Here is a 19,015-nt window from a genome sequence, read left to right as displayed (position 1 = left end):
ATAAATACGATTAAAAAAAAGGTATTAGTGCTCAAGGAAAATATTTTATTGATTTATACTTTTGGCGAAATCCAATTTTTATGAGAAACTCCACCAAAGTTTTCACACTACTATTTTCAATTTTATTTTCTTCATTCTCATTATTTGCCCAGGTTGGCGCTAATAATGTATGTTCTGGTGCCTTTAACATTGTACCTGTTACCGGTGCTTGTCCTGCAACAACATATAGTCTTCAAACTGCTAATGTTACTGCGGGCTTGGGAGCAGGTAACTATGATGCCTGGTTTAAGTTTACTACACCAGCCAATATTCGAAATGTTGTAGTATCAATACCGTCTTCTGCCGGAGCTAATTTATCTCCTGCTAACTTTTTTATAGAAGCATTCCCATCAAATACATGCCCAACAGATTTAACGGGTTCTTTGGGAGTAGCACCTGAAGGTGCTGCAGGTTTATCGCTTACAAACCTCATCCCCAATACAGAATATTTATTCAGAGTGTATAGTACAACCAATCCAACCGGAGGCACAGCAGCCAGCTGGAATTATGTTGTTTGCGTTTCTTATACAGCAGCACCCGCAAATGATGATTGTGTAAACGCTGTAAATCTTACAATAGGAACTGCAAATAATGCAGGCACTGTACAAAACGCTTCGGCAAGTACAGCAACAGCGGGTTGTGCTACCGGCATACCAGATGATGATGTTTGGTACAAGTTTACAACAAGTGCTACTCAAACTTATGCCAGTATTAGTTTAACACCCGGTTCATTATTAAAAGCAAATGGTGCCATGTTACAATTATACTCTGGTGCTTGCGGCAGTTTAACAAGTATTGCATGTGGGCAGGAAGAAATAACTATAACGGGTGGATTATTAACATCAACACAATATTATGTAAGGGTGTACTCATCTGCTGCGTATTTAACTACCCCTGCAGTAGGAGGGGCTGGTAATAACTTTAGTATCCTTGTATCATCGCCTGCAAGAGCAAACATTACTGCTGGTAAAATGAATGAAGTTTACAGGCAAACAATAATATCGCCGGCTAATGCACTTGCAGATCCCTGGGAAATTACTTATGGACAGGATAATTATTTATGGATCACAGAAGCAAAAGGTTATAAGGTAAATAGAATGAACCCTGTTACCGGTGCTAAACAAGTTGTGCTTGATATTTCCCAGGGAAGTACATTTTTGCCAGTAGCAGATCAACCATTCAACGCACAGTTTGATATTGCAGCGCATAATCCACAGGGAGGTTTTGCAGGTTTGGCATTACATCCAAACTTTACTGGTGCAGCAGGTGGCGAAAATTATGTGTATGTTTCGTATGTACATACATGGATATCAGGTGTAGCTTATACAAACAGGATTGTTCGCTTTTTTTATAATACAAATACCAACAGGTTAGAATCACCGGTAGCTATATGCGATACTATACCCGGAAGCGGGGATCATAATTCTCAAAGAATGATCATTGCCCCTATGACACAAGGTGGTTCAGATTACTATTTATTTTATGCAGCAGGCGATATGGGCGCAGGCCAGCAGTTTCCAACATCTGCTAACGTAACCCGCCCGAACAAAGCACAGAGAATAAATTCTTATGAAGGAAAAATCTTACGTTTTGCATTGGATGATACCTGTTCAGGATCAGGTAATCAAAAATGGATACCGGCTACTAACCCTTATAATGATATAGCACCAATTGTAGGCAAAAGTGCAGTATGGTGTACCGGAATCAGAAACAACCAGGGCTTTGCGTATAACCCTCAACTTAATATTTTATATGGAGCATCTCATGGCGCTTTTAGTGATGATGAAATAAATATAATTCAAGGGTTTAAAAATTATGGTCACCCTTTAATAATAGGCTATGCAGATGGTAATTATAATGGTACTACAACACCAGGATTAAGCACTAGTATTTCAGCGGGAGTACCCTTTGGCTATAATGACGCTACTTATACTGTCGATGGCCAGGCTGCAGCTGTTGGTGCCTGCCCGCCTATTGGTAATGAAGTAACAAACATGGATACTATTAATGCACATGCACTCCAGTATGGCGCTTATAAAGACCCATTATTTTCTGCTTATCCCGGCCCTGCATCAGGTCCAGGATCAATCTCAAGTATTTGGAGTGCAGGAACAACCCCAAATGGTTCTGGCTGGCATTCAGAAGCATGGTCTGGTTTAGGCCATTATGCAAATACATATATCCCAGGTTGGAAAAATACTTTGCTGGTTGCTGGTTTAAAATGGGGAAGAGCGATACGATTAAAGCTTAATGCAACGGGCACTGCAGTTATACCAACTGCAGGCGCCGATACTGCCACTTATTTTCAGAGTGGTAACCGTTACAGAGATATGGCATTTTCACCCAATGGAAGAGATATTTATTTGTCTATGGATAGAAGTGCTGCTGGTTCTGCAGCTACGGTTGGCAACCCCCCTGATGTTGTTGCAGATTGTTTAGGCTGTGTAGTGCGGTATGAATTTTTGGGTTATTCAGCAGCTGCAACAGCCCTTGCCGGGAGTACTATCTCAGAATCAATTGATGTTACTAATGGCACTGCAAATACCTGTAATACTGGTACAACAGTTATTATTGATTCAGCTAATGGCAATACTAGTTTGTGGGTACCTATCACTGGTCCTGATGGAAATATAATGGCTGAAATAAATGCCAATGGAAATAAACTTGGCACTGTAACTTCATCATTCTATAAAAAATCAGGAGGAATAAGAAGTGCTGGTGGAACAAAGTATTTAGATAGAAACATAACTATCACCCCACAGTTTCAGCCTACTTTGCCATCAGGTTCACCATTGGTAAAAATAAGACTGTATATTTCGAAAGCAGAGTTTGATGCGCTGGATTTAGATCCGTTGAGTGGTGTCTCTTCTATCAACGACTTGAAAATTTTGAAAAATGGTGATCCTTGTAGTCCGGCTGTATTAACGGCCACAACAATGTTTGCTCCAACAAACACCATCCTTGCAGACTTACAGCATGGAACTAATGGATATGTATTGCAAACAAATATCCCTTCATTTTCATCTTTCTATTTTGCGAGCAGCAACATGACTGTATTACCGTTAGGTCTGCTCACATTTACAGGCACATTACAATCAAATAATTCAGTATTGTTGAATTGGAAAACTGAGAATGAAATAAACGCTTCTCATTTTGTGGTTGAAAGAAGTGTAGATGGAGCAAGCTTTAGTAATATAGGCCAGGTAAATGCTCATGGAACATCGAATAATGTGAATGAGTATAATTATACTGACAATGATATTACTAACCTGCAAGCTCCGGTTATTTATTATCGCCTTAAAATGGTAGATGCTGATGGCTCTTCCAAATACTCAAAAATAATAAGTGTTTCACTGGCGGATATTACAGGAAAAATAACTGTAGCTCCAAACCCGGTTCATAACACAACTACTGTATCTATTACAGCGGTTAACAATGGAAATGTTCAATGGTCATTGTATGATAATACAGGACGTATAATATTATATAACCAGATTTCAGTGAAAAAAGGCGCTAATAATCAATTAGTCATTCCTATGAAAAATCTTTCAGCGGGTTCTTATTACATAAAACTCACAGGCGCTGGTATCGATAAAAGAATTAAAATTCAGAAACTATAAATATTTAAACCGTTTAATTAAAAGGAGTTGCAATTTTGCAACTCCTTTTTTATGTCTTTTCTGTAGCAAATTGGCCTGTTAATCGTAGAGTAAACCAGAATTTTTACCGCCAAAAACGGGATATCCGCAGAAACAAACCCAAGTGGTTTACCTGTTGCGGGAATATTGCCACAAGCTTACTTTAGTATTCATAAAAATCGTACTCTATGAAGAAATTAATCATTCTATCGGCTATTGGTGTTATCATTTTATCATCTGCTTTTATACAAGCACCTGAAAAAAAAGTTAGCACAGAAGCAAAATCTGCAGTAGTTGCAGGGGAATTCGCATTTTTAAGAGCCCATCGCCAGGGTAAAGGTATTACACTTACCTGGGGGATGGCCGACAATACAAATCTTGCCGGATTTGATATTGAAAAAACAATGGAAGACCCTAATGATCCCTATTCAGTATGGTTACCTGTAGCAAGTGTTCCGGGTAGTGGTGTTCGTAGTTTTAAACATACGGACGATGATGTTAATCCTGGTACATCTAACTATAGGATCACCGCTTATTACAGTGATAACCGTACAGCTCAATCGGAGATCGTTTCAGTGAGAATTATGGCTCACTAAAAAATTATTGACTATTGCCGGTAACGGTTAACGTGCCGGCAATGGTTTATAAAATGTGTAATTAGTATTTGTGAGTAAAATTTACCCCTATGAAAAGACTTTTACTTTATGCATCAGTCACCTTATTTATCACGTCAGTTTCAATAGCCCAAATTACAGGACCGGTAACAAGGGCAAACTTTGGTATTGAAGCAGAGCTAAGAGCCAATTACTTCAATGGGGCTGTAACCAGCGTTGGTGATGACTGGTATAATAATGGAACAGCCGGAACAGGGCAATTCATTATTGACACCAATGGAGCGGCAGCATTAGTTGCTCGCTATAGTACTAATCCCGCCTCAAGAATGTTATCGTTCTCAAGACTAATGAGGCAAGCTCCTTATTCAATAGTAAATAATCGTCTGTTGCTTGATGGAATATTTACCAGAGACTTTCATGGTGATGATTCAACTGTGTATGCTTCTGGTAGTAATAAGAATGGCGACAGTCCTGTTAACTGGACTACCCCTGTTTCCCAGGGTATTCCTGATAAAAATGATATTCTTGATGTGTTTGTGCATGCAAGAAGAGCAGGTCCAAATATTACGGACTCATTATGGATGTTTGGTGGCATATCAATTGAGAACACAACAGGTAACCGTTATTTTGATTTTGAATTATATCAAACAGATTTTTACTACGATCGACCTGCACTTACTTTTCGGAACTACGGACCGGATGCAGGACATACTTCCTGGACCTTTAATCCAGACGGAAGTGTGCAGCGACCCGGTGATATTATTTTCACTGCAGAGTACAGCAGTTCATCGTTAACATTGGTTGAAGCCCGGATATGGATTAACAAAACCGCTTTAGCAATGACACCCATGTATTTTAACTGGGGAGGTTTATTTGATGGTGCTTCTGCAAGTGCAACCTATGGTTATGCCAGTATTTTACCTAAAACTGCAGGTGCTTATTATACAGGTTTGCAATGTGGTGCAACTTCGTGGACTGGCCCATTCTCCCTGGTAAGAACGGATAATAGTCTGAATACAACATACATTACACGTCAGTTTATGGAGTTCTCTGTTAACCTTACAAAATTGGGTCTTGACCCTGCATATATAAGTACAAATGGATGTGGTACGCCTTTCCGCAGAGTACTTGTAAAAACAAGAGCTTCCACATCATTTACTGCTGAGCTAAAAGACTTTGTTGCTCCTTTTAGAATGTTTGATATTCCGATGCCACAGATCGTTGCCGAGATGCCTATCTTCTGTGGACAAATGGGGGTCACTGATATTACAGTACTTAATCCCTTATCAACATCAACCTATAACTGGTCTACATCGAATGGTCATATTATTGGAACTACAACAGGGCCTTCTATCACTGTAGATTCAACAGGTACTTATATAGTAGCACAACGTCTCCATACCCAATGCCCTGTATTTGGTTATGATACGGTAAGCATAGCACTTGACAGTTTTTGTATGGTATTGGATAAAAACCTGACTGAATTTAGCGGCGTTTTAAACAAGAAAAACGCAGTGTTAAACTGGGAGGTTTTACAGAACGAACAAATCAATTCATTTGAACTTGAGTATAGCCTGGAGAGCAATAATTTTATGTCTCTGGGATCCGTAAATCCTTTTGATCAATCCGGGAATGCTGCTTATTCTTTCAATCATGATGTAAGCAGTGTTCGTTCACCAATCATTTACTACCGTCTTCGTGTAACAGGTAGAGATGGAAAAGTGGTGTACAGTAATATTGTGGCAATGCGCCTTAACAATGATGTAAAACCAGGATTACTGATCTTCCCGAACCCATCATCAGAACAAGTGTGGGCTTCGTTGATCACTTTTAAAGGTGGAGAAGCTGAATATTCAATCACTGATATGAACAGTAAATTGATCAGCCGTAAAAAAATTATACTGTATGCCGGAAACAATACGATCAATCTCTCAGAGTTTGATAATTGTCAACCGGGTGTCTACCTCATTAAAATGGTAACTGCAGAAGAAAGCTATATACGTAAGATCGTTATTTCAAAATAACATATCAATCAAAGACATTAGAACCCTCTTTATATAAAGAGGGTTTTTTATTTACAGTTTAATCTCAGTCAATTAATTTTTAAGCTGTTAGGATTATTTATAGATTTGGATACAAGTTCCACCTTTAAAACCTAATAGTTATGATTAAAAATTTACTACCCGTTTTCATTTTTGTATTTATCAGTGTTCAAACTATCAGCTCTCAGACATGCTCCGGCACCGGGGCTATCAATTTCCAACGATGGAATAGCATTTCCGGCTCTGCTGTATCCAATCTTACATCCATTCCTGCTTATCCAAACAACCCATCTACTACAGGCACACGAACCTTATTTGAGATGGCAACAAACTTGGGTAACAATATTGGTATAAGAATGAATGGATACATCTGCCCGCCTGCTACAGGAAATTATATTTTCTGGATAGCAAGTGATGAGAGCGGCGAACTTTGGCTGAGTACTGGCAGCAACCCCGCTAATAAAATAAAAATTGCTTTTAACACAAGCGGAACTAATTCCAGGCAATGGACTAAATATCCTTCACAAAAATCGGCAGCTATTACTCTTACTGCCGGACAAGTTTATTATGTAGAAGCACTGATGAAGGAAAGTACAGGGAATGATAATTTGGCTGTGGGTTGGGCAAAGCCCGGTCAGCCAACAAGTGCACCCAGCGAAGTTGTGCCCGGCACTAGTCTTATGACACAGTTGCCCGATACACAAGCACCAACTTCACCAACTAATCTTTCTTCATCCAATATCACCACGAGTTCTTTCACACTTGCCTGGACTGCATCAACTGATAATGCTGGCGTAACTGGTTATGATGTGTACCAGAACGGAGTGAAGATAAATCCCTCAAATATTACAACTACTTCTTATAATGTAACCGGACTGATTACCAACACTGCTTACAGTTATTATGTAAAAGCGAAAGATGCAGCAGGGAACCAATCTGCAAATAGCAGCACTTTAAATGTAACTACACTTGCCGGTGATATTCAGCCACCAACTATTCCTCTTGACCTGGGTGCCATTATTGTTACTCAAAATTCATTCAGATTAAAATGGGATGCCTCGTCGGATAATGTTGGTGTGACAGGGTATGATGTTTACCGGAATGGTGTTAAGATAAATGGCCCATCAGTTACAAATACTTATTTTGACGTAACAGGACTTAATGCTGGATCGGTTTATTCAATGACAGTGATCGCAAAGGATGCTGCAGCCAATTCAAGTTTACCAAGTATTGGATTATCGGTTACCACACTTTTGAATACTACAGGAACAGAAAACTTTACCATGCGTACTGTTATCGCTAATCAGCGAATGCCGCATGACCTGGTTTATGGACCTGATGGTAATTTATGGTACACCGAACGTTTTGCAGGCAAAGTAAGTTTTGTAGATCCTATATCAGGATTGAAAACAACTGTATTGACACTCGGACCATTGATGGTTCTTGCGGGAGGACAGGATGGATTGATGGGACTTGCATTGCACCCGGAATTCTTACTCGGTAAACCTTATGTATACATATCATACACCTACGAATCTACCAGCAGTACGATGCGGAAAACAAGAATTGCAAGGTATACTTATAACACCCTTACGCAACAACTTCAATCCCCGGTAACCATTCTTGAAAATATTCCCGGAAGTAATGATCATAATTCGGCACGTATAGCAATCGGACCTGATGTGAAATTGTATTATTCAGTTGGAGATATGGGAGCCGGTCAGTATGATAATATCAGCAGAGTGAACAATGCACAGAATGTAAATATTTACGAAGGAAAAATATTGAGGTTAAATACTGAACCCGATGGCGGAGGCTCATGGATACCTACTAACAATCCTTTTGGTAATGCAGTTTATTCATTTGGTCATCGTAACCCACAGGGACTTGTATGGGGTAATGTGAATGGAACAAATATTTTATACAGTGATGAACATGGCCCTTACAGTGATGATGAGATAAATATTATTGAGAATGGACGCAATTTCGGATGGCCAAATGTGATCGGCTGGTGTGATGGTAACTATAACGGAAGAACAACTGGTGGCTTTACAATTGTTAATGAGCAGGCAAATTGTAATGCTTTAAATGCAAAAGAACCTTTACGTTCATTGTTCCCGGTGACTAATCCACCATCAAGCGGAGATAATATGCTTTGGCCATCAGTGGGTCCTTCAGGAAGTGATTTTTATGGAAACAGCACTATACCAGGATGGCAAAATTCGTTATTGATCGCAAATCTCAAGAAGGGAACGGTTTCCAGGTATAAACTCAGCAATGACGGACAAAGTATTTTATCTGACACCATTCATTATTTCCGTGGACTCGGAAGATTCAGGGATGTTGTGGTATCGCCGGATGGTTTAAAAATATATGTTGCATGCGATTCAAGTGGTTCTACATCCGGACCCACCGGAAACGTTACTACCACCCCGAATAATCCGGGTAGCATTCTTGAGTTTACTTATGTTCCTTCACCAACTCAGCAATATGATACCCGCCTGATAACAGAAGATACAAAAGACAGGAGTATAGATGTATATCCTAATCCGGCAAGTACTTATGTTATTGTATATAATTATGCTGGTGCAGATAACAGGATGATTGATATAGTTGATCTGAGCGGCAGGATCGTTAACAGGAAAAGATCATCGGCCAGGGCTACCCGTATTGAAACTTCTTCTTTACCAAATGGTATTTATATCTTAAAAGTTGCTGATAGCAAGGGTAAATCATTAAGGACAGAAAAAATAATCATTCAGCATTAGATCCTGGTAAAACATTTTAAAGCCACTTTTTATAAAGTGGCTTTTTTTATCCCTTAACCTGGAAGAAATCATTGAATTACATTTGCAGGGATGTATACATTAAAAAAATCATTGGGTCAGCATTTCCTGAAGGATGAAAATATCTGCCGGAAGATAGTGGTATCTTTAGAAGAACATTCATTCAGCCGACTGCTTGAAGTGGGTCCGGGTGGTGGGGCGCTGACAAAATACTTGCTGCAATCGGAAGGCATTGATTTCAAAGCGGTGGAACTTGATGATGAAAAAGTGGAATATCTTTTAAAGACCTATCCCCAATTAAAAAATAAGATCATTCATCAAAGTTTTTTGGATATAGAAAAGCCATTTGAAGGAAAATTTACGGTCATAGGAAATTTTCCATATAACATTTCCAGCCAGATATTGTTTAAGGTACTTGAATGGAAAGAAGATGTAGAATGTGTGATTGGTATGTTTCAAAAAGAAGTGGCACAGCGGGCTGCAGCAAAAGAAGGGAATAAAACCTATGGTGTACTAAGTGTGCTGGTGCAGGCGTTTTATAAAGTTGAATACTTATTTGAGGTCTCTGAAAAATGTTTTCAGCCGCCGCCGAAAGTAAAAAGTGCAGTTATCCGGCTTGTACCGGTGAGTGAGCCGCTGAACATGAGATCTGAAAGATATTTTTTTACCCTGGTAAAAACGGCATTCAACCAGCGGAGAAAAACCTTACGAAATGCGGTAAAAAGTTTATTTGATGCAGCCATATTGCAAGATGAGTTGTTTAATAAAAGGGCCGAACAGCTTTCGGTAAAAGAATTTGCAGAACTGACTTTTAAAATGAAATAGCATAAATGGGTAAGATAATAGTAACAGCAAAGGCGCATGAAATATTTATGGAGAAATTGCAAAGCAGAGGGATGGAAGTTGCTTACCTGCCTGATATTACCTATGAAGAACTGAAACAAATAGCCGGTGAAGCTGAGGGATTGGTAGTAACAACAAGGATCAGGGTTGATAAAACAATAATAGATGAAGCAAAGCAACTGAAATGGGTAGGCCGTTTAGGCAGTGGTATGGAATTGATAGATGTTGAATATGCAGAGTCAAAAGGGATCCGTTGTATCAGTAGCCCGGAAGGTAACCGGAATGCTGTAGCAGAACATACCCTGGGAATGTTGCTTAACCTGATGAATAATATCGGTTCCTCGCATGAGCAGGTGAAAGAAGGTAAGTGGGTGCGTAATGAAAACCGCGGCTATGAATTGACTGGTAAAACAGTCGGTATAATTGGTTATGGAAATACAGGTTCTTCATTTGCAAAATTGCTGGCGTCATTTAATGTGACGGTGCTTGCCTACGATAAATATAAATCTGGATTTGCTAAAGATTATATTAAGGAGGCCAATCTTGACCAGGTATGCAGGTATGCGGACATTATAAGTTTTCATGTGCCGCTTACTGAAGAAACATATCATATGGCCGGAAGAATTTTTTTTGATGCCTTGCAAAATAAACCCTGGTTTATTTCCACCTGCAGGGGTAAAGTAACAGATACTACTGCATTGATAAATGCTTTAACAGAAAATAAAATTCGTGGCGCCGGGCTCGATGTATTGGAAAATGAAAAATTCGAAACGTATAATGCAGAAGAGCAGCAGCAAATAGTTTGGTTACTCAATCAACCGAATGTAATTATCACTCCGCATATCGCCGGTTACAGCCATGAAGCTTTTTTAAAAATGGCGGAAGTATTATTAGATAAAATAGAATTGAAATGATCTTATTCAATTCCTCTTCTCTTATTGAAAATGCAGTGCTATACCTCCATAAATATTTACACCAGATGCAGTATTGAAGTATCGGCCACCAACAGCGTTAATATCATTGCCAAGGCTGTAACGCATATCAAATAAATTTTCCCCACCAATAAAGAAATCAGCATTTGACTTTCCTTTTTTATTTTTTATTCGCCAGCCCAACCTTGCTCCCAGTAAATTGTAAGAAGAAGCAAAATCTGTATTCGCATCATTCAATGCGATCCGGTCACTATAATAATAGGTGATGTTAAGGTAAGGACCCGATCTAAGTGAAACATCTAACAAGCCCGCAACTGTATTTTTTGGTACACCCGGCAGCTTATTACCAGAGAACTCATTGGTAAGTTGTTTGAAATCTTCATAACTGAAAACATTTAATGTATGAGCAATACGGAATGAAAGATGGTTGAGCTTTTTGTTTTCATTATTGATAATATTATATAATAACTGCCACTCCAGTCCTTGTTGTTTAGTGCTGCCGGCATTCACAAAATAATCAGCATTGCTGGCATCACGCCTTTGTACAATTGCATCTTCCAGGCGGTAATAGAAATAACAGGCTTCTATGTAGATCTTATTCTTCCACCAATTTGATTTAATGCCACCTTCGTAACTGATGCCATGCTCTGCATTTAATGAAGTGCTGATAACACTATTGGAAGGCAATACCTCAGCCGTGGTAGGTGGTGAGAAACCTTTTGCAACAGAAGCATATATCCACAGATCTTTGATCAATTTTTTTGAAACAGCGATCCTCGGGGCCAATTCATTCTTATAGGTACGGCTTTGCTCAACCGGGGTGGTAACGTTCATCCGTGTAATGCCAACTTTAAAACTTGTCATTCCTGCACCAACCGTAACATTCAGATCATGCTTAAAAGAAAGATCAGCCTGGGCAAATAACAACAGGTTATTGTTTTTTACATTATCATCTGTAAGCAGCTTATCAGGCATTCCCAATTTATTGGTGAATGTCATGATATTGAATTTTCCTGTTTGCATTTCAGCACCCCAAACAATAACTGTTTTTGTATTGGTTGATGCAAGATCCCATTTGAAAACTGTTCGTCCGCCGTAATGCGGTTCATTCCGTGCTTCATAATTGCGGAATGTCGGGTTTTCCAATTCAACTTTTGCTGAATAAAGAACTGTATAATTGCTTACATGTTTACTGATCTGAAAATGATCGGCAATACTGGCGATATACATTTTTTGATAGATAGCTGCCTTTGCTGTTTCTGCTGATGGATTGACTCCTGCTGCTGGTCTTGCCATTTTAGGATCCGTATAAAATTCTGTACGTGTCAACCCACCGGGTGTTTGATAATACAGGTCACCAAAAAGCACATTAAAGACAAGTTTATTTTTTGCAGAAGTTCTCAATTGCATTTGCCAGGTAGCAATATCTCTTTTCATATTGGTATGATCGCGGTAACCATCTTTGTTCATACGGCCGACACTAACCGAGTTGGCAAGTTTATCATTACCGGCATTCAACTGAACATTAAAACCAAACATACCAAAGCTACCAGCGGTGTAGTTTATATCCAATCCTTTTTTTGTGATCAACGGATTTTGATTGATGAGTAATGCGCCGCCATTGCCAGCTCCATATAAACTACTGGAAGGTCCTTTGATGATCTCGATATTTTGAAAATTAAAAATACTGAGTTGATTCAGGTATGTGTTTCCACCGGGATCTGTATACGGAATATCATTCCAGTAGATCTTTACGTTTCTTACGCCGAAGGGAGAACGCATTGTACTGCCACGCATATTAAGACGATAACTGCCCGGGCTTCGTTCTTCCATTCTTGCTCCCGGTGTGGCGTTCACAGCCGCAAGAATGTTTGAATTGTCAAAACGGTTAAGCTGTGCAGAAGAAATATGATTTACACCGGCCGGTACTTCTTTCAATTTCCTGCTTCCTTCATAGGCTTTAATAGTAACAGTTTCTAAAGTTCGTGCAGTAGAATCTGAATTATCCTGTGCTGCAATGGAGAAAGAATAAAGCACGGCAAGGACGGAACAGAATGGTGTTAGTAGCTTTTTCATAAAATGGATTTCAGAAGAATGGCATAAAGTTAAATGCTTTGGACAAGAATAAATATTCCCATGGATCTTTGTTAAGGAATTTCATTTCACACCGGGTGGAAAAATATTTATGGTAATGCTGATAATACTAAAAGGCTGCCGGGCTACAGAATCACCCCAGTGAGGATTTGTGCATAGGCCGGGCCGAAATACTGCCCATGGCTGGAACAGAAATTGATGATTTTACTATGGTTTATGGCTCTTTATTATTTATAATCAACACAGAGTTTTATTTGTAGTAAATAATTTTCTATTTTTGTGGTATTAATAAATGCAACGCTTCACAGTAACCCTGCTGAGGCGTTGTTATTTTTTTCTTTTTACTCAAAAAATGATGTTATGAGTACGATTCAATATGTGACGAAAGAGACACTGGAGCAAATGAAAGCTGATCTTCAGAAAATGAAAGGCGTTGACCGCCCTGCTGCTTCTAGGGCTATTGCCGAAGCAAGGGAAAAAGGCGACCTGAAAGAAAATGCCGAGTATGATGCTGCCAAAGAAGCACAGGGAATGCTGGAAGCAAAGATCGCTTCAATGGAAGGTGCATTATCCAATACCCGTGTGCTGGATGAGACCACTATCGATACCAGCAAAGTGTCTATTCTTACAAAGGTTACACTCACTAACCTGGGTACAAAAAAACAGGTGACTTACCAGATCGTAAGTGAAAAAGAAGCTGACCTGAAAGCCGGAAAGATCTCTATTACTTCACCGATCGGAAAAGGATTGCTCGGGAAAGAAGTAGGTGACGTGGCTGAAGTACAGGCGCCGGCGGGAATTCTGAATTTTAAGATCGAAAAAATATTTATTTAGACAATAACTTATAGATAATAGTTGATCCCGTCCTTCGATAAACTCAGGACGGGATTTTTATTTGCTGGTTGCCCATTGCCAATTGTAAATTTGAAAGTGTTTTCCAAACTGAGGCATATCAAATCTTACATCTACAATCTTAAACATAAAATCTTTGGCGGTATGACAATCTTTTCAAAAATCATAGCAGGAGAAATCCCTTCTTATAAAATCGCAGAGAATGAAAAATTTTTTGCCTTTCTTGATATTTTTCCATTGCGTGAAGGGCATGTGCTGGTAGTGCCTAAAACAGAAGTTGATAATTTATTTGATCTGCCAGCAGAATATTTAAAAGAGATGCTGGTATTTGCTCAGCCAATTGCAAAAGCTATTGAAAGATCATTCAACTGCAACCGTTGTGGCATTTCAGTGATTGGTTTGGAAGTTCCTCATGCACATATGCATTTAATTCCCATTAGTGATTCAAATGATTTGAATTTTACTCAAGCGAAACTTAAAGCTTCGGATGAGAGTTTGAAGAAGGTGCAGGAAAGAATAATTAAGAATTTAACCACAGCATAATATGGAGGCAAAGGAGTTGTTTTTATAAACTCCGTGAGACTCTGTGGTTAAAAAATGCTGAGAGTTGGAAAAGGTACAGAAGAGGATAATAAAAAATTTAACCACAGAGTAACACGGAGCTTTTTCACAGAGTTACTCAGAGTAAAGCTCGTTTATGACTGAAAATGAAATAACACAAAGAATATTAAAATCAGCCTTTGAGGTCCATACGGTTTTGGGGCCAGGCTTGCTTGAAAGTGCATACGAGGAATGTTTGTATTACCAGACTACAAAAGATGGTCTGTTTATACAGCGGCAAGTGGCAATGCCCTTGATTTATAAAGAGGTAAAACTAGATGCTGGTTATAGAATTGATTTACTTGTTGAACGACAAGTTGTAGTTGAGATTAAGGTGGTGGAGTCTTTTAATGATATTCATCTCGCCCAGGTACTAACCTATCTCAAGCTGAGCGGTTGCAAAGTCGGCTTGCTATTAAATTTTAATGTCAAATCACTAAAACACGGAATCAAAAGAGTTGTTTTATAAACTCCGCGAAACTCTGTGCATACCTCTGAGCTACTCTGTGGTAAAAAATAGAAAATTTAAAAGGTTAGAGGAGAAAGTTTAACCGGAAAGTAAATTTTAATTGTAGTTGAAATTGCTATTTCTTCTCCATCACCATAATCGCTGCCATTGTTTCAATGCCTTCCCATAAATATTTAACAAGCATATTCTCATTCTCTGCATGCTGGTTATTATCATAATTCACTACCGGCACTGATATAACTTTTGTCTTTAGTGTTTTTTCAAAAAGATATAAAGGCAAACTGCCGCCTGCAGAAGGCAGCAAAACCACCGGGTAGTTTACAGTTGACTGAACTGCTTTAGTAAGGTCTTTGACGATAGGAATATCAAATGAGGTTCGTTGTGCAGGGTAGCCTTGGTTATGAGATATTTTTATAAGCTTGCCATATTTCATTCTTTCTTCATCAGTAGGTTCATGATCGATCACATGAAATCCCTTAGACTCGATATGTTTTATGACTTTAGTGATTTGCTTATCTACTTCATTACCCAATACAAGTCGCAGGTCTAATGTTGCTTCTGCTTTTACAGGTATAATATTCGCAGCCAGGTCTCCGACATCAGCGCTGCGTATACCATTAATATTGATCGTAGGCAAATGCAACAATTCAATAAAAGATTTACCACCGCCTTCTGGTTCCGCAATTTCCAATTCCAGTTTTAGTGTTTCTTCAATATTAGGAATTTTTGAAATGGCTTCTTTCTCACTGGTAGACAACGGTACCACATCATCATAATAATTTTTCACCAGCACATTCCCTTTTTCATCTTTCATACTGGCCAGCAGATCCACTAACAATTTTGCGGGGTTTGGCGCCCAGCTACCATAGTTGCCACTATGCAAGGGACGTTTAGCCCCATAAACAGTAAGGTTCATATTCACGTCACCTCTCACACCAAATACGATCATCTTTTTACCCGATACATGCCTCGGCCCATCAGCAATGATCCAGAGATCGGCTGCTAATTTTTCTTTATGCTTATTAAATATTTCATCAAGATGTATGGAGCCCAATTCTTCTTCACCTTCAAAAAAGAATTTGATATTATGTTTTAAAGGAATTCCGCTTTTCACTAAAGCATCATAAGCACTTATTATTGTCATTACACCGGCTTTATCATCAGCACTTCCGCGACCGGTCAGTCTCCATTCAGGTGAAACAGCATCCCGTATCTTAAGAATTTTTCCACCTTGCTCAATTGGTTTATCAATAAATACAGGGTCAAAAGGTTTTAACCCGCCCGTCCATTTATCAGGGTTCACAGGTTGCCCGTCATAGTGTGCATAGAAAGCCAATGTGGTTTTTGCACCAGGCACTTTTATTTCACCAAATACAGCAGGGTTTACTTTAGGAGTAATGCCATCTAATAACTCAGTTTTTATTCCACGCTTCTCCATCATTTCTTTTATGAATTCAGCATTGCGTAGAATATTTGATGAATCTTTAGTCACATTAGGAATACCGACAAATAGAATGTATTCATTAATGAGATTTACCTCATTTTCTTTTGTGAACTGATTTATTTTTTGTTGTACATTTTGTGCAGTGATGCTTTGAAAAACGAAAGCACCTAGAAGCAAGGGAATGATTTTTTTCATACATCTATTTTATACGGCCGGGGTTCTTTTTTATAAAGTCATCCCAACCTTTGAGGCCTTTTGCAGTTTTACCGATAGCATTACTACTTTGAAAATGATGACAAACAGCCACAGCCAATGCATCGGTTGCATCATAGTATTGCGGCTGTTCTTTTAATGATAACAACCGCTGCAGCATTTTCCAAACCTGATCTTTATCTGCATTACCATTACCCGTGATGGATTGTTTTATTTTTTTCGGTGAGTATTCAGTTACCGGCAAACCTGCACTGATAGCGGCGGCAATAGCAACACCCTGCGCCCGTCCGAGTTTCAGCATGCTTTGTACATTCTTGCCAAAGAAAGGAGCTTCAATGGCAAACTCATCCGGGTTATATTTTTTTATCAGGTTCTCCACTTTTTTATAGATCAGCTGCAGCCGGATATAATTATCTTTTTTGCCGGATTGTTTCAGCACATCCATTTCTCTTAATGAAATGCTGTTACCTGTACATTCAATAATGCCATAACCGGTGATCAGTGTACCGGGGTCAATACCTAAAATTATTTTACGTTGCTTTTGCAGGCAGGGAGTATTTTTACAAGAATAATGAAGTTGAATAAGAAAATCAAAATACTTGTCAATTATGTACTCGGGCCGCTTTTGTTCATATGGCTTTCTTATTCTCTATATAAACAAATAAGTAAACAACCTGATCTCCCAAAAGCCTGGGATCAGCTCAGGCAAACGCCTCTCACACAGGTCGTCATTTATATTGCTCTTGTTTTTTTACTCATGTTACTGAACTGGCTGATTGAAACATGGAAATGGAAACTAGCCATCAGGAAAGTTCAACAGGTAAGTTTATTCAAAGCATTTAAAGCTATATTAAGTGGTGTTTCATTCTCAGCTACTACGCCTAACAGGGTAGGAGAGTATGCAGGCCGTGTATTGTTTCTCGATGATGGCAACCGGTTACGCAGTATTGCATTGACAATTGTTTGCAGTATGAGCCAGCTCATCATCACTATTCTGATGGGTTGTATAGGATTGTTATTGCTCATGAATAAGATCAGCAGCGCTGAAATAATTGCCGGGAATGACAACAGTCTCTGGCTGAAAATATTTTTATATGGTTCAATGATCGTACTGGCAGTCATGCTGCTCTTGTATTTCCGGTTATCCATATTCAGCAAACTGGCAGAAAAAATTCCGTGGCTGGATAAACATTTGTATCTCGTAAAAGATCTTGAGAATACAGAAATCAAATTGCTTGTTAAGCTGCTGTTGCTTTCTTTTGCCCGGTTTATTGTTTTTTGCCTGCAATACTACCTGCTCTTCCGATTGTTTAATGTGGAGATAAACTGGTGGCAAAATTTATTTGTGCTCAGCGTTGTATTTCTCATACTTGCAGTGATCCCGACTTTTGCAATCGCTGATGTGGCTATCAGGGGAGATATAACATGGAGACTGATGAAATTATTTACCATCAATTCTTTGGGAGTAACGATGACAATTGCCGCTATCTGGTTTATAAACCTGGTACTTCCTGCTATTGCGGGGAGTTTGTTGATTGCTGGGGTAAGATTGTTTAAGAAAAAAGAATTGCAGAATTAGATCTCTTCGAGTTTAAAAAAATCTTTTGGTTTAATTCCTCTTTCAGTTTGTTGCAGGTTGCAGCATTCATTTTTCGGGTCATGTTCAAAGAAAAGGATATAATCATTTTCCAATGCTTCTTTCAAAAATGATTTCTTTTCATTCAGTGTTGTCATTGGAAACATATCATAACCCATAACATAAGGAAGCGGTATATGTCCTGCAGAAGGAAGCAAGTCGGCCATAAAGACAACTGTTTTATCCTTGTATTTTATTTGGGGAAGCATCATTGCTTCTGTATGTCCGTTAACGAAACGAACCGATATATTCTCAGTAAATTCTGTTTCTCCTAATCTTGCATCTGCCATTTCAGCTACAGGAATAAATTTCAATTTGCCCGATTCTTCAATTGGTAAAATATTTTCTTTAAGAAAAGAGGCTTTCTCTCTTTCGTTAGGATGCACAGCCCAGTTCCAATGCTCAAGATTACTCCAGTAAGTTGCATTCTTAAAAGCAGGAACTAACTTGTCCCCTTCACGAACGATCGAGCCGCCACAATGATCAAAATGCAAATGCGTAAGAAAAACATCCGTGATATCATTTTTGCTGAATCCATATTTTGCCAATGATTTTTCCAGCGTATCATCTCCGTGCAAATGATAATGGCTGAAAAACTTTGCATCCTGTTTATCTCCGTTGCCATTATCAACTAAGATCAAACGGCCGGCATCTTCGATCAGCATACAGCGCAATGCCCAGCTGCATAAATTATTTTCATCAGCAGGATTTATTTTATTCCAGATAGTTTTCGGAACTACGCCAAACATAGCACCGCCATCCAATTTGAAATAACCAGTATTGATTGAATAAAGTTTCATTTAATTAGTTACT

Annotated in this window: 14 protein-coding genes; 10 read left to right on the top strand and 4 right to left on the bottom strand. The window is 38.9% G+C overall.

The genetic code is table 11. The annotated features are described in order from the left end of the window. Positions 1-80 precede the first annotated feature (80 nt). The 6 genes from E6H07_02750 to E6H07_02725 all read left to right on the top strand — a co-directional run bounded on the left by E6H07_02750 (position 81) and on the right by E6H07_02725 (position 10,876). Positions 81-3,659, top strand: a complete 3,579-nt coding sequence (locus tag E6H07_02750) for a T9SS type A sorting domain-containing protein (protein ID TMI64853.1) — start codon at positions 81-83, stop codon at positions 3,657-3,659. Between the two features lie 206 nt (positions 3,660-3,865). Continuing rightward, positions 3,866-4,273 (top strand): hypothetical protein, encoded by a 408-nt coding sequence (locus E6H07_02745; GenBank protein TMI64852.1) that lies wholly within the window; start codon positions 3,866-3,868, stop codon positions 4,271-4,273. An 89-nt stretch (positions 4,274-4,362) separates the two neighbouring features. Continuing rightward, positions 4,363-6,315, top strand: a complete 1,953-nt coding sequence (locus E6H07_02740) for a T9SS type A sorting domain-containing protein (protein ID TMI64851.1) — start codon at positions 4,363-4,365, stop codon at positions 6,313-6,315. 140 nt (positions 6,316-6,455) lie between these two features. Further along, positions 6,456-9,101, top strand: a complete 2,646-nt coding sequence (locus E6H07_02735; GenBank protein TMI64850.1) for a T9SS type A sorting domain-containing protein — start codon at positions 6,456-6,458, stop codon at positions 9,099-9,101. 90 nt (positions 9,102-9,191) lie between these two features. Continuing rightward, a complete protein-coding gene (gene rsmA, locus E6H07_02730; GenBank protein ID TMI64849.1) occupies positions 9,192-9,944 on the top strand; it encodes a 16S rRNA (adenine(1518)-N(6)/adenine(1519)-N(6))-dimethyltransferase RsmA in 753 nt (250 codons plus the stop codon). A gap of 5 nt (positions 9,945-9,949) precedes the next feature. Next, positions 9,950-10,876, top strand: a complete 927-nt coding sequence (locus tag E6H07_02725; protein TMI64848.1) for a hydroxyacid dehydrogenase — start codon at positions 9,950-9,952, stop codon at positions 10,874-10,876. A gap of 21 nt (positions 10,877-10,897) precedes the next feature. On the opposite strand, the gene E6H07_02720 is transcribed toward E6H07_02725, so the two are convergent. Further along, entirely contained in the window at positions 10,898-12,970 is a 2,073-nt protein-coding gene (locus tag E6H07_02720; GenBank protein TMI64847.1) for a TonB-dependent receptor, read from the bottom strand. A gap of 378 nt (positions 12,971-13,348) precedes the next feature. Here E6H07_02720 and greA point away from each other — a divergent pair, with 378 nt between their 5' ends. The 3 genes from greA to E6H07_02705 all read left to right on the top strand — a co-directional run bounded on the left by greA (position 13,349) and on the right by E6H07_02705 (position 14,909). Beyond that, positions 13,349-13,822 carry a transcription elongation factor GreA gene (gene greA / locus E6H07_02715; protein ID TMI64846.1) on the top strand — a complete coding sequence of 158 codons (474 nt, stop codon included), beginning with the start codon at positions 13,349-13,351 and terminating at the stop codon, positions 13,820-13,822. A gap of 162 nt (positions 13,823-13,984) precedes the next feature. Continuing rightward, positions 13,985-14,383, top strand: a complete 399-nt coding sequence (locus tag E6H07_02710; GenBank protein TMI64845.1) for an HIT family protein — start codon at positions 13,985-13,987, stop codon at positions 14,381-14,383. Between the two features lie 154 nt (positions 14,384-14,537). Beyond that, positions 14,538-14,909 carry a GxxExxY protein gene (locus E6H07_02705; protein TMI64844.1) on the top strand — a complete coding sequence of 124 codons (372 nt, stop codon included), beginning with the start codon at positions 14,538-14,540 and terminating at the stop codon, positions 14,907-14,909. 115 nt (positions 14,910-15,024) lie between these two features. Here E6H07_02705 and E6H07_02700 read toward each other — a convergent pair whose 3' ends face one another. Together E6H07_02700 and ruvC are read right to left on the bottom strand one after the other, a co-directional pair. Next, positions 15,025-16,548 carry a M20/M25/M40 family metallo-hydrolase gene (locus E6H07_02700; protein ID TMI64843.1) on the bottom strand — a complete coding sequence of 508 codons (1,524 nt, stop codon included), beginning with the start codon at positions 16,546-16,548 and terminating at the stop codon, positions 15,025-15,027. Between the two features lie 4 nt (positions 16,549-16,552). Continuing rightward, a complete protein-coding gene (ruvC, locus tag E6H07_02695) occupies positions 16,553-17,113 on the bottom strand; it encodes a crossover junction endodeoxyribonuclease RuvC (protein TMI64842.1) in 561 nt (186 codons plus the stop codon). Positions 17,114-17,137: 24 nt separating this feature from the next. On the opposite strand from ruvC, the gene E6H07_02690 reads away from it, so the two are divergent. Then, complete coding sequence (locus tag E6H07_02690) at positions 17,138-18,145, top strand: flippase-like domain-containing protein (GenBank protein TMI64841.1); 1,008 nt, start codon at positions 17,138-17,140, stop codon at positions 18,143-18,145. Here E6H07_02690 and E6H07_02685 read toward each other — a convergent pair. Then, positions 18,142-19,002 carry an MBL fold metallo-hydrolase gene (locus E6H07_02685; protein ID TMI64840.1) on the bottom strand — a complete coding sequence of 287 codons (861 nt, stop codon included), beginning with the start codon at positions 19,000-19,002 and terminating at the stop codon, positions 18,142-18,144. The genes E6H07_02690 and E6H07_02685 overlap by 4 nt on opposite strands. Positions 19,003-19,015: the final 13 nt, after the last annotated feature.

The organism is Bacteroidota bacterium (assembly GCA_005882315.1).
Taxonomy (GTDB): Bacteria; Bacteroidota; Bacteroidia; order Chitinophagales; family Chitinophagaceae; genus VBAR01.
This window is presented reverse-complemented; position numbering and strand designations above follow the sequence as displayed.